The 12,368-nt window shown below is 54.8% G+C and carries 14 protein-coding genes; 8 read left to right on the top strand and 6 right to left on the bottom strand.

Features of this window, described 5'->3' with window-relative positions:
* Position 1 precedes the first annotated feature (1 nt).
* Entirely contained in the window at positions 2-1,030 is a 1,029-nt protein-coding gene (gene epmB / locus K5Y32_RS16095) for an EF-P beta-lysylation protein EpmB (RefSeq protein ID WP_222185099.1), read from the bottom strand.
* Positions 1,031-1,072: 42 nt separating this feature from the next.
* Here epmB and efp point away from each other — a divergent pair, with 42 nt between their 5' ends.
* A complete protein-coding gene (gene efp / locus K5Y32_RS16100) occupies positions 1,073-1,639 on the top strand; it encodes an elongation factor P (RefSeq protein WP_034826669.1) in 567 nt (188 codons plus the stop codon).
* Between the two features lie 145 nt (positions 1,640-1,784).
* Positions 1,785-1,919: an entericidin A/B family lipoprotein gene (locus K5Y32_RS16105; RefSeq protein WP_008104408.1), complete on the top strand. Its 135-nt coding sequence runs from the start codon at positions 1,785-1,787 to the stop codon at positions 1,917-1,919.
* 39 nt (positions 1,920-1,958) lie between these two features.
* Here K5Y32_RS16105 and K5Y32_RS16110 read toward each other — a convergent pair whose 3' ends face one another.
* On the bottom strand, positions 1,959-2,483 hold the full coding sequence (locus K5Y32_RS16110) for a lipocalin family protein (protein WP_222185101.1): 525 nt from the start codon (positions 2,481-2,483) through the stop codon (positions 1,959-1,961).
* Between the two features lie 136 nt (positions 2,484-2,619).
* Here K5Y32_RS16110 and epmA point away from each other — a divergent pair, with 136 nt between their 5' ends.
* Positions 2,620-3,597 carry an elongation factor P--(R)-beta-lysine ligase gene (gene epmA / locus K5Y32_RS16115; protein WP_192412562.1) on the top strand — a complete coding sequence of 326 codons (978 nt, stop codon included), beginning with the start codon at positions 2,620-2,622 and terminating at the stop codon, positions 3,595-3,597.
* A gap of 23 nt (positions 3,598-3,620) precedes the next feature.
* Here the strand turns inward: epmA and degS are convergent, their stop codons facing one another.
* The 3 genes from degS to zapG all read right to left on the bottom strand — a co-directional run bounded on the left by degS (position 3,621) and on the right by zapG (position 6,666).
* Positions 3,621-4,700: an outer membrane-stress sensor serine endopeptidase DegS gene (gene degS / locus K5Y32_RS16120; RefSeq protein ID WP_061718288.1), complete on the bottom strand. Its 1,080-nt coding sequence runs from the start codon at positions 4,698-4,700 to the stop codon at positions 3,621-3,623.
* A gap of 86 nt (positions 4,701-4,786) precedes the next feature.
* Positions 4,787-6,157 (bottom strand): serine endoprotease DegQ, encoded by a 1,371-nt coding sequence (gene degQ, locus K5Y32_RS16125; protein ID WP_101762291.1) that lies wholly within the window; start codon positions 6,155-6,157, stop codon positions 4,787-4,789.
* A gap of 104 nt (positions 6,158-6,261) precedes the next feature.
* The gene (gene zapG, locus K5Y32_RS16130) at positions 6,262-6,666 is read right to left on the bottom strand and encodes a Z-ring associated protein ZapG (RefSeq protein WP_064737767.1); all 405 of its coding nucleotides are present in this window, start codon (positions 6,664-6,666) and stop codon (positions 6,262-6,264) included.
* Between the two features lie 190 nt (positions 6,667-6,856).
* Between zapG and zapE the strand changes: the two genes are divergently transcribed.
* The 5 genes from zapE (at position 6,857) to sspB (ending at position 10,522) form a co-directional block, all read left to right on the top strand.
* Complete coding sequence (gene zapE / locus K5Y32_RS16135) at positions 6,857-7,984, top strand: cell division protein ZapE (protein ID WP_222185103.1); 1,128 nt, start codon at positions 6,857-6,859, stop codon at positions 7,982-7,984.
* A 238-nt stretch (positions 7,985-8,222) separates the two neighbouring features.
* Positions 8,223-8,651 carry a 50S ribosomal protein L13 gene (gene rplM, locus K5Y32_RS16140; RefSeq protein ID WP_007886599.1) on the top strand — a complete coding sequence of 143 codons (429 nt, stop codon included), beginning with the start codon at positions 8,223-8,225 and terminating at the stop codon, positions 8,649-8,651.
* Positions 8,652-8,666: 15 nt separating this feature from the next.
* Positions 8,667-9,059 carry a 30S ribosomal protein S9 gene (rpsI, locus tag K5Y32_RS16145; RefSeq protein ID WP_007886600.1) on the top strand — a complete coding sequence of 131 codons (393 nt, stop codon included), beginning with the start codon at positions 8,667-8,669 and terminating at the stop codon, positions 9,057-9,059.
* Between the two features lie 329 nt (positions 9,060-9,388).
* Positions 9,389-10,030 carry a stringent starvation protein SspA gene (sspA, locus tag K5Y32_RS16150; RefSeq protein WP_008104394.1) on the top strand — a complete coding sequence of 214 codons (642 nt, stop codon included), beginning with the start codon at positions 9,389-9,391 and terminating at the stop codon, positions 10,028-10,030.
* Positions 10,031-10,033: 3 nt separating this feature from the next.
* Entirely contained in the window at positions 10,034-10,522 is a 489-nt protein-coding gene (sspB, locus tag K5Y32_RS16155) for a ClpXP protease specificity-enhancing factor (protein ID WP_176970156.1), read from the top strand.
* Between the two features lie 52 nt (positions 10,523-10,574).
* Here sspB and K5Y32_RS16160 read toward each other — a convergent pair whose 3' ends face one another.
* Positions 10,575-12,329: a sulfite reductase subunit alpha gene (locus tag K5Y32_RS16160; protein ID WP_222185105.1), complete on the bottom strand. Its 1,755-nt coding sequence runs from the start codon at positions 12,327-12,329 to the stop codon at positions 10,575-10,577.
* Positions 12,330-12,368: the final 39 nt, after the last annotated feature.

A 12,368-nucleotide genomic window follows, 5' to 3' on the forward strand; every position in this document is an offset into this window, starting at 1 on the left:
TTTATTCCTGACGCAGCTGTAAATCCAGCGGCGTCTTGCTTGGCTCGCCGCCAATCTCGCGCGCCAGTTTCGGCACCATATAACCAGACACCATCGGCAGCAGCTGACGCATCAACCCCCGCGCTTCCTCATCTGACACAAAGAAGTGCGCCGCGCCTTGCACCTTATCCAGCACGTGCAGGTAGTAGGGCAGAATGCCGGCATCAAACAGCGCATTACTGAGATCCGCTAGCGTCTGCGCATCATCATTCACATCACGCAGCAACACGCTTTGATTGAGCAGCGTCACGCCGGCACGCTTTAGCATCTGCATGCCGTAACTCAGCTCGTCATCAATTTCCTGCGCGTGGTTGATATGGCTCACCATCAATACCTGCAAGCGCGTGTCTGCCAGAATCTGACACAAGCCTTCGGTGATACGCGCCGGGATTACCACCGGCAAGCGGCTGTGAATACGCAGGCGTTTAAGATGCGGGATTTTTTCCAGCGCATCCACCAGCCATGCCAGCTCATGATCTTTCGCCATCAGCGGATCGCCGCCGGAGAAGATAATTTCATCCAGTTCCGGATGTGTGGCGATGTAATCGATCGCCGCCTGCCAGTTACGCTTGTTGCCCTGATTATCCTGGTAGGGGAAATGACGGCGGAAACAGTAGCGGCAGTTAACCGCACAGCCGCCTTTTACCAGCAGCAGCGCACGGTTTCTATACTTATGCAGTAAACCCGGCACAACGCTGCTTTGTTCATCCAGCGGATCGGTGCTATAACCTGGCGCATCAATAAATTCCTGACGGCTGGTGAGCACTTGCAGCAGCAGCGGGTCCGTCGCATCGCCTTTTTTCATGCGTGCGATGAAGGCGCGCGGTACGCGCAGGGCGAAAAGCTTGCGTGCATCAGCGCCTGCAGCCAGATCAGCATGCTGATCAAGAGATAAAAGTTGCAGTAATTCAGCAGGTTCGGTGACAACATCAGCTAGTTGCTGCAACCAATCTTCTCTGACGGGGGGATTTAGGGTTACAATGTGTGCCATTTTTTTGGCTATTTACCAGTTCAATATTTACAGAGGGCCTTTATGGCGACTTATCTTAGCAACGATTTCCGTCCCGGTCTTAAAATCATGTTCGAAGGCGAGCCATATGCCATCGAAGCCAGTGAGTTCGTTAAGCCGGGTAAAGGCCAGGCATTTGCGCGCGTTAAAATGCGTCGTCTGCTGACCGGTTCTCGCGTTGAGAAGACCTTCAAATCTACTGACTCTGCCGAAGGCGCAGACGTTCGTGATATGACGCTGCAATACTCTTACAACGACGGCGACTTCTACTACTTCATGCACCCGGAATCTTTCGAGCAGTATCAGATCGAATCTAAAGTGCTGGATGACGTGACCAAGTGGCTGCAGGACAATGCGGATTGTATCGTTACCCTGTGGAACGATAAAGCGATCGCTGTTCAGCCACCAAACTTCATCGAAGCTGAAGTTATCGAAACCGATCCAGGCCTGAAGGGTGATACCGCAGGTACCGGCGGTAAGCCAGCTACATTGTCGACTGGTGCGGTGATCAAAGTGCCACTGTTCGTACAGATTGGCGAAGTGGTAAAAGTAGATACCCGCTCTGGCGAATACGTTTCTCGCGTAAAATAATCGTCAAATCAGGCGCATCATCGATGCGCCTTTTTTCTCTCTGTGTGTTTCCCTTCTCTTTTTTCATCCGCCTAATCCGCAGTTTTACAGATCAAGACTATGCTTTAAGAGCTGTACTTTTACTGCAACCAAAAAGGATATGGCTATGTTAAAGAAAAGTATTGTCGCGATTTTTTCCGTGCTGGTGCTCTCATCCGTTCTGACCGCTTGTAACACCACGCGTGGTGTTGGCGAAGACGTTCAGGCGGGCGGCAAAGCGATTCAGCGCAGCGCACAGTAAGCTATTCCGGTGCGAAAGCGGCTTTCGCACCGGTCCTCCTTATTTCTGCTCCACCCAAATCAGTTCATCCACCGGGAATCCGGCACTTCTGGCCTGTTCAACCAGGCGTTGCTTAACACTTTCATCCAGCTGCGGCGTACGTGACAGAATCCACAAGTAGCTACGATTCGGTCCGCATACCAGCGCATAGCGATAGTCAGGATCCAGTGCGATCACGTTGTAGCCGCCATAGAACGGGCCAAAGAACGACACTTTCAGCGAGGCGCGCTGTTTATCGCCGGTGAAGTAGGCTTTGCCAACGCTCTCTTGCCAGCGCTGTTTCTGCTGATTGTAGCCGCGATTGATCACCTTCAAACCGCCATCCTCGCGCGGACTATAATTAGCGGTAACCTGTTGTAATCCGCGCTCAAAGCGGTGATCGAGGCGAGCGATTTCATACCATTGGCCGAGATAGCGCTGAGTGTCGAAACCTTCCACCACCGTCACGCCTTTGGGCGGCGCGGTTGAGCAGGCAACGGAGAGAAAAGCGCTCAGGCTGGCGAGCAGGGTTTTCCATGGGGACATTGTGGGATTCCTTTACAATTTTAATGGGTTAAGTATAGCTGCCCGATAGCAAATTGCTGCCTTGGCCCGCTGCCGTTGTTTGCCATCGGCATTGCGGGTAGACTTCCACCCCTTATCTGTATGAGGAGTCATCAACATGAGCGAAACGGCAAGCTGGCAGCCGAGCGCACCCATTGCCAATTTGTTGAAACGCGCCGCTATTATGGCGGAAATACGTCGTTTCTTTGCCGATCGCGGCGTGCTGGAGGTCGATACCCCGGCGATGAGCCAGGCGACCATCACTGACATCCATCTGGTGCCGTTCCAGACGCGTTTTGTTGGGCCAGGCGCAGCCGAAGGGCGCGATCTGTGGCTGATGACCAGTCCGGAATATCACATGAAGCGCCTGCTGGCGGCCGGAAGTGGTCCGATTTACCAGATGGGTCGCAGCTTCCGTAATGAGGAGGCCGGGCGTCACCACAATCCCGAGTTCACCATGCTGGAGTGGTATCGTCCGCACTACGACATGTACCGCCTGATGAACGAGGTGGACGATTTGATGCAGCAGGTGCTGGAGTGCGACAGCGCGGAATCCCTGTCGTATCAGCAGGCGTTCATCCGCCACCTGGAAGTCGATCCGTTATCGGCTGATAAAGTGCAGCTACGCGAAGTGGCTGAGAAGCTGGGCGAGGGCGAGTTGGCCAATCGTGAAGAAGACCGCGATACGCTGCTGCAGCTGCTGTTTATGCTGGGCGTTGAGCCGAAGATTGGTAACGATAAGCCGTGCTTCGTCTACCATTTCCCGGCGACGCAGGCCGCACTGGCGGAGATCAGTACGGAAGATCACCGTGTCGCCGAGCGCTTTGAGGTCTATTACAAAGGGATTGAGCTGGCGAACGGTTTCCGTGAGTTAACCGACAGCCGTGAGCAGCGTCAGCGCTTTGAGCAGGACAATCGTCGTCGTGCTGCGCGTGGCCTGCCGCAACATCCTATCGATACCTATCTGCTGGATGCGCTGGCGCACGGTATGCCTGCCTGTTCTGGCGTGGCGTTGGGCGTGGATCGTTTGATCATGCTGGCGCTGAAAGCCAGCTCGCTAAGTGAAGTGATCGCCTTCCCGGTCGACCGCAGCTAAATCATCAGGGCGCGCAAGCGCCCTTATGGCGTGGTGGTGGCGGGCGCGGTCACTTCCGGGAATTCCTGAATCGTCACCGGCAAGGTCATTTTCTTTTCATTACGCAAGATCTGCACGTCAATCACCGAGCCCGGCCGAATTTCTGCCACCTGATCCATGGTTTCCTGCGCCGAGAGCGCCGGTTTACCATTCACTTCCAGCAGCACGTCATTGGCCTGAATGCCGGCGCTATCGGCGGGGCCGCCAGGCGTGACGTCACTGACGATAATGCCCTGCACGCGATCAAGATTACTGCCCTGGCCGTGCAGCGGCGGCAGTTCGCGCCCGGTGATGCCGATGTAGCCGCGAATCACCCGACCATCACGAATCAGCTTATCCATGATTTTGCTCGCCAGCGCGGTGGGAATGGCGAAACCAATTCCTTCCGGCGTTTCGCCATCGCTGCTTTTATCAAACGTCAGGGTATTAATGCCCATCAGTTCACCCAGCGAGTTAATCAATGCGCCGCCCGAGTTGCCCTGATTGATCGAGGCATCGGTCTGCAGGAAGTTTTGTCGTCCGGATGAGCTCAGGCCCACGCGTCCGGTGGCGCTGATGATGCCTTGCGTCACGGTTTGGCCGAGGTTGTACGGATTGCCGATCGCCATGACGACGTCGCCGATGTGCGCGATACGTTTGGCGTTGATGGGGATAACCGGCAAGTTGGAGGCGCTGATTTTCAGCACCGCTAAATCGGTCATGGCATCGGAACCCACTAAGGTGGCTTCGAAGAAGCGTCCATCCTGCAGCGCGACGATGATTTGGTCGGCGTTATTAATCACGTGTTTGTTAGTGAGGATGTAGCCTTTGCCGTTCATGATCACGCCGGAACCCAGCGTGGTGATGCCGCGATTATTGTTGCCGTGGGCGCTGCGGTTATAGACGTTAACGACCGCGGGCACGGCACGTCGCACACCCTGATTAAAACTAACGGGTGCTTCATCGTCGCTGTTGTCATGATCAAAGGTGACGTTGCTGCCCATACGCAGCGCAGGGATCGCGACGAGCAGTAAGCCAGCCACGATCAGGCCCATCACCACAGAACGCAAAAGTTTAAGAAACATGGTGTTATTTCAAGCCAGGTGAGATCGCAGGGCAGAATAGCATGAGAAAGGCGGACAAACACCTGCTTGTCCGCCTGTTGCGAGGATTATCGCAGAAGCAGGTAAATCGTCTCTTCGCCGCGCACCACGTTCAGTGCCAGCACCGGCGGTTTGCCTTCCAGCACTTTGCGCATTTCGGCAATAGAAGCGACGCGATTGCGGTTTACGCCGATGATCACATCATCTTTCTGCAAACCGACTTGCTCCGCTGGCGTGCCTTTTTCAATGGCATCGACTTTCACGCCTTTATCACCGGTTTTAGTCGCGCCGTCGCTCAGCGTTGCGCCTTGCAGTGCAGGCGACATCAGCTGCGCGCTGGCGGTGGTTTGCGCGCTTTGTTCCAGCGTGACGGTGACGTTGACCGGTTTGCCTTCACGTAGCAGGCCGATTTTTACGTCCTGGCCCGGCGGTGTGGTGCCGACTTTCACACGCAGCTCAGCAAAGCTGGTGATTGGCTTATCATTGATGGAGGTGATGATATCGCCAGCTTTGATGCCCGCTTTCTCGGCGGCTGACTTCGGCAGCACTTCCGAAACAAAGGCACCGCGCTGCGCATCAACGTTAAACGCTTTGGCGATATCGGCGGTCATTTCCGTACCTTTGATACCAAGCTGACCGCGCTTCACTTCGCCGAACTGAATCAGCTGCTGCGCCAGGTTCATCGCCATATTGGCGGGAATGGCGAAGCCAATGCCGATGTTGCCGCCGCTTGACGCCAGAATCGCGGTGTTGATACCAATCAACTCACCATTCAGGTTCACCAGCGCACCGCCGGAGTTACCGCGGTTAATCGCGGCATCGGTCTGAATGAAGTTTTCCAGTCCTTCCAGGTTCAGGCCGCTACGACCGAGCGCAGAGATGATGCCCGACGTGGCGGTTTGACCCAGACCAAACGGGTTACCGATGGCCACGGCAAAATCACCCACCTTCAGCGAATCAGAGTCGGCAATTTTCACCTGTGTCAGATTTTTCGCGCCTTCAACCTGGATCAAGGCGATGTCGGTTTGTTCATCGTGACCAATTAACTTAGCGTCATATTCGTTGCCGTCACCCAGTTGCACGCTGATTTTATCGGCGTTGCTGACCACATGGTTATTGGTGAGGATATAGCCTTTAGCGGCATCAATAATCACGCCAGAACCCAGACCTTCAAAAGGCTGCGGCTGCGATTGTCCCGGTGCCTGACCAAAAAAACGCTTCAGCGGTTCAGGAATATCCTGCGCCTGCTGACCGCTGTCGGTACCTTCAACACGCACGCTCACTACTGCGGGCAGAACTTTTTCCAGCATCGGTGCCAGGCTTGGCAATGCTTGTCCCTGAATCTGGGCGGGAAGAGTTGCCAGCGCACTCGGCGCCGCAGCCAAACTCATCCCGATACCTAAGGCTAATGCGCTTAACAGACGTGCTTGTTTTTTCATTGCTACAACGCTCTCGCTGCGAAAGGGATAAAAGAAGTGTGACAGTAGTTTGTGGTTTGTGTTCGAAAACAAAAAGGGCACAGCTAAGCTGTGCCCCAAAAGGATTAATTACGCGGAGCGCGGTCACTGCCACGTAACAGGCCGGATGCGCCTTCAGAGTAATCACGCGGCATCTGCACCGGCGCCTGGTCGTTATCCGCTTCGGCTTCCGTTAACTGGTAGGCAAACGGATTTTTCTCGCCGGGCAGATTTGGCAGCAGGTCGTTAGACCCTTTCGCCATGTGCTGATACAGCTGGCGATAATCATGCGCCATGTTGTCCAGCAGCTCGGCGCTGCGGGCGAAGTGGTTGGTGAGCTCCTCGCGGTAATCCGCCAGCTCGGCCTTCGATTTTTCCAGTTCATACTGCATGCTACGCTGCTCGCGCAGCTTCTTGTTGCCAAAACGCATGACGACTGCGCCGACAATAATGCCAATCACTAAACCAATCAGCCCGTATTCCCAGGTCATAATGACTCCCGTGTAATTTCCGTTGTTTCGTAGGGCATTGCTTCTGTTGCAACATCAACTTCAATAGCAGCCACTATACCCAATAATCTATTGGAAGTGGAACTATCGGGCTGCATCGCTTAGTGTAGAGCGGCCTAATTTTCGTCAACCGACCCGTGAATCGGACTTTTTCAGGGATTCTGAGAGAACCATGCAAACCTCATCTCCGCTTGCACGCTACGAGCAGGCGCTGTCGCAGGGCGAATTTCGCCCGGATGACGTACAACGAGAAGCGATTACCCGCTTAGATACCATCCAGCAAGGATTGATTGCCCGCCAGCAACAGGTTGAACCGGCTGCCAAAGGTCTGTTTGGCCGCTTGTCTAAGATGATCAATAAAGAGAAAAGCACCCGCGAAGCGCCAGTGCGCGGCCTGTATATGTGGGGCGGTGTGGGACGCGGTAAAACCTGGGTGATGGATCTGTTTTTTCAGTCAATTCCTGGTGATCGTAAGCTGCGCCTGCATTTCCACCGCTTTATGCTGCGTGTCCATCAGGAGCTGACGCAGCTGCAAGGCCACAGCGATCCGCTGCTGATTGTCGCCGATCGCTTTAAAGCGGAAACTGACATTCTCTGTTTCGATGAGTTTTTTGTCTCGGATATCACCGACGCCATGCTGCTGGGCACGCTGATGGAAGCGCTGTTCGCGCGCGGCATCTCGCTGGTAGCCACCTCGAACATTCCGCCGGATGAGCTCTATCGCAACGGCCTGCAGCGCCCGCGTTTCCTGCCTGCCATCGAACAAATCAAACGTCATTGTGAAGTGATGAACGTGGACGCCGGTATCGATTACCGTTTGCGCACCTTAACCTCGGCGCATTTGTGGAACTTCCCGCTCAACGAGGCCACGCATAGCGAAATGGAGCGCATGTTCCGCGCGCTGTCCGGCAAAGCGCGTGAAGACGCGCCGGTGCTGGAAATCAACCATCGCCAGATGCCCACGCTGGGCGTGCATGAAGGCGTGCTGGCGATCAATTTCCTGACGCTGTGCGGCGAAGGGCGCAGTCAGCACGACTATATTGAGCTCTCGCGCCGTTTTCACAGCGTCTTGCTGTATGATGTGCCGGTGATGATTTATAAGACCGAAGATCAGGCGCGCCGCTTCCTTGCGTTGGTCGATGAGTTCTACGAACGCCACGTGAAACTGGTTGTCGCGGCTGAAACATCACTGTTTGAAATTTATCAGGGCACACGCTTGAAGTTTGAGTATCAGCGCTGCTTGTCGCGTTTGCAGGAGATGCAGAGCGAAGAGTATTTGCGTCTGCCGCATCTGCCCTGATGACGTGGCATAAATCGTAGGTTTTAGATGCAAAAAGGTTCGATCTTTGAGTTCGACTTCTCTATAATCTTGCGACCCCACGTTACAGCATCGGTTTTCTTTCCCAAGAGCTCGATGTGATCCGGTAACTCACTTGAAGGGGTGGCTTGCTGGGCAAAATGGTCGTGTGAGCCTCAATCGTTTACTTAGCGTTTGGGATTTCACCAACGTGTAACTTTTTATTTGGGTAAGCTTTTCAATGAAAACTTTTACAGCTAAACCAGAAACCGTACAGCGTGACTGGTATGTTGTTGACGCAACGGGCAAAACCTTGGGTCGCCTGGCGACTGAACTGGCGCGCCGTCTGCGTGGTAAGCACAAAGCGGAATACACTCCGCACGTTGATACCGGTGATTACATCATCGTTCTGAACGCAGAAAAAGTTGCTGTAACCGGCAACAAGCGTACTGACAAGATTTACTATCACCACACTGGCCACATCGGTGGTATCAAGCAAGCGACCTTTGCAGAGATGATCGAGCGCCGTCCTGAGCGTGTGATTGAAATCGCGGTTAAAGGCATGCTGCCGAAAGGCCCACTGGGTCGTGCTATGTACCGTAAACTGAAAGTTTACGCAGGCAACGAGCACAACCACGCGGCGCAGCAACCGCAAGTTCTTGACATTTAATCGGGATTATAGGCAATGGCTGAAACTCAAAACTACGGCACTGGTCGCCGCAAAAGCTCTGCCGCTCGCGTCTTCATCAAGCCGGGTAGCGGTAACATCGTAATTAACCAGCGCTCTTTGGAGCAGTACTTCGGTCGCGAGACTGCACGCATGGTCGTGCGTCAGCCGCTGGAGCTGGTTGATATGGTTGGTAAATTTGACCTGTACATCACCGTTAAAGGTGGTGGTATTTCTGGTCAGGCTGGTGCGATCCGTCACGGTATCACACGCGCTCTGATGGAGTACGACGAGTCTCTGCGTTCTGAACTGCGTAAAGCGGGCTTCGTTACCCGTGATGCGCGTGAAGTTGAACGTAAGAAAGTCGGCCTGCGTAAAGCACGTCGTCGTCCGCAGTTCTCCAAGCGTTAATTGTTTGCTGCTTCGGCAGCGGCAGTTGGCTCAAAAAACCCGCTTCGGCGGGTTTTTTATTGCCTGCATTTATGATTTTTTCCCACGAAAAACGCGAGCTTTACCCGCATTTTGCCCGCAAATCATCACGCCCGCCCCACAAGCTGCTTAAAATCTGGTAAACTCACTGTCACTTTGCGCCTGCAAGACGCAGCGTTGTGCATGTCGTTCCTGTCCGGAAGACCGGTCGATGCTCCTGACGCTGACGGTAGGCGAATCTGATGAGCCGGTGAGTCGCCGCGTGGTTGGCTATTCGCAGTATCTTTTTGTGAACAAACTTGGAGGTTTTCATGGCTGTCGCTGCCAACAAACGTTCGGTAATGACGCTGTTTTCTGGTCCGACTGACATTTTCAGCCATCAGGTACGTATTGTACTGGCTGAGAAGGGCGTCAGCGTGGAGATCGAGCAGGTTGAAACGGATAACCTGCCGCAGGATCTGATTGACCTCAACCCGTATCGCACCGTACCGACGCTGGTCGACCGTGAACTGACGCTGTATGAATCACGCATCATCATGGAATACCTCGATGAGCGTTTCCCGCATCCACCGCTGATGCCGGTTTACCCGGTCGCGCGCGGTGAAAGCCGTCTGATGATGCACCGCATCGAGCAGGATTGGTACAGCCTGATGCGCACCATAGAAACCGCCAACGGTGCCGAAGCCGATGCAGCGCGCAAGCAACTGCGTGAAGAGCTGCTGGCGATTGCGCCACTGTTCGCACGTACGCCTTTCTTCATGAGCGAAGAGTTCAGCCTGGTGGATTGCTATCTGGCGCCGCTGCTGTGGCGTCTGCCGCAGATGGGTGTTGACCTGTCTGGCGCGGGTTCTAAAGAGCTGAAAGGCTATATGACGCGCGTGTTTGAACGTGACTCTTTCCTCGCGTCACTGACGGAAGCAGAACGTGAAATGCGCCTGCAAGCTCGGGGCTAATGTATGGAAATGTCGCAACTAACGGCGCGTCGTCCTTACCTGTTGCGGGCGTTCTACGACTGGTTGCTGGATAATCAGTTGACGCCGCATCTGGTGGTCGACATCAATCTGCCTGGTGTGCAGGTGCCGCTGGAATATGCGCGTGATGGGCAGATCGTTCTGAACATCGCGCCGCGTGCGGTAGGCAATCTTGACCTCGCCAATGATGAAGTGCGTTTCAACGCGCGTTTCGGTGGCGTACCGCGTCAGGTTTCTGTGCCGATGGCTGCGGTTCTGGCGATTTATGCCCGTGAAAACGGCGCTGGCACCATGTTCGAGCCGGAACCGGCTTATGAGCTGGCGACGGACGAGCAGGATGGTAGCGGTCAGGAAGAGACGATGATGTCTGTGATTGATGGCGATCGTCCGGATGATGCGACTGACGACGACCACTCTCCAGATGATGAGCCGCCGCCGCGTGGCGGACGACCTTCACTGCGTGTGGTGAAGTAAAACGTGCAATAAAAAACGGGCCGATTGGCCCGTTTTTTTATGTCTGCGCGCCTTAGTAGACGTCGCGCAGGTAGCGTTTATCTTTCTTCAGCTGATCAACGTAAGCCGCCGCGCGCTCGCTGGACAAGCCACCGAACTGACGAACCACTTCATACAGCGCCGCATCAACGTCTTTTGCCATGCGAGATGCGTCGCCACACACGTAGAAGTAAGCGCCATCCTGCAGCCAGGCGTAAAGCTCAGCGCCTTTCTCCAGCATGCGGTTCTGCACGTAGATCTTCTCTTCCTGATCGCGCGAGAAGGCCAGATCCAGATGAGTCAGCAGACCTTTCTCCTGCCATGCCTGCAACTCTTCTTCGTAGATGTAATCATGTGCCTGATGCTGGTCACCGAAGAACAGCCAGTTTTTACCTTCTGCGCCGGTTGCCTGACGTTCCTGCAGGAAGGCGCGGAACGGTGCGATACCGGTGCCTGGACCAACCATGATCAGCGGCGCATTGCCGTTTGACGGCACACGGAACGCTTTGTTTGGCGAGATGAAGATCGCCGGCTTTTCGCCGCGACGTACACGTTCAGCCAGATAGGTTGAGCACACACCTTTACGCTCGCGGCCGCCGCTGTGATAGCGCACGGAAGCGATGGTCAGATGGACCTGATTTGGATAGGCTTTCGAGCTCGACGAGATGGAGTAGGCGCGATGCTGTAACGGACGCAGCATGGCAACAAATTCCGGTACCGACAGGCTGCGGGTCAGCTCAAGCTGCAGCAGATCCAGCGTGTCTTTGCCCCACAGCCAAACGGCAAGGGTATCTTTATCGTCGTGCTGCAAGACGTGACGCAGTTCCTGGTTGGTGGTGTGCTGGCCAACCCACTCAATCAGTTTGCGTGACGGCTCGGAAATTTCGAACTGATAAGTCAGCAGATCGCCGAGGTTGCGATCAAAGCTGGGAACTGGCGTTTCGTAGTCAGCTTTCAGCTGGGTCAGCAGCAGTGAAACCAGTGCTGCGTCGTTCACCGGGATCACACCCAGCGCATCGCCCGCTTCATATTTCAAACCGCTGTCGGTGAGATCAAACTCGAAGTGACGAATATCTTTCGCCGACTCTTCTGCCGAAAGACGCTTGTTAGTCACCAACGCAGCCGCATATGGGTTTTGCTTATTGCTGCCCGGAATGACGGGCGCTTCTGGCGCGCTTTCTAATGCTGTACCGCTGCTGCCTGCACTGGCGGCGAATTGCGGCATCGCCGTACCAATCCACGCGCTGGATGGCTCTTCGAAGTCGATATCGCAGTCGATACGATCGGCGACGCGTTTTGCACCGAGCTGCTCAAGACGCATATCGATGAATTTTCCTGCCTGGCAGAAACCGTCGTAGCCGGTGTCGCCAATCGCCAATACCGCAAAGTGCATCTGCTCCAGACGCGGCGCGGTGCTGGCTGAAATCGCGTTCCAGAACAGCTGGGCGTTGTCCGGCATTTCGCCTTCGCCGTAAGTGGAGGTGACGATCAGCACGTGACGCATGGTAGCGAACACATCCAGATCCACTTCGCCCAGCGCTTGAACCACCGGCACCAAACCTTTGGCGCGTGCGGCTTTAGCGGCCGTTTGCGACAGCGCTTCAGCGTTGCCGGTCTGTGAACCGAACAGGATGTGCAGCTGCGTATTGGTGCTGGCACCTGCAGCCGGTGCGCTCTGCTTGTCTTCTAATACCAGCAGGCGCGAATGGAGGCCAGCGAGGAAGCCCGCCAGCCAGTATTTCTGCTCACCGTTAAACGGTGCATCTTCAGGAATGTAAGGAATTTTCATCGGTAAGGCACTCAATCCTGTTCAATCAAAATATAAAAA

The sequence above is a fragment of the Pantoea sp. DY-15 genome (assembly GCF_019795935.1).
Lineage (GTDB): Bacteria > Pseudomonadota > Gammaproteobacteria > Enterobacterales > Enterobacteriaceae > Pantoea > Pantoea leporis.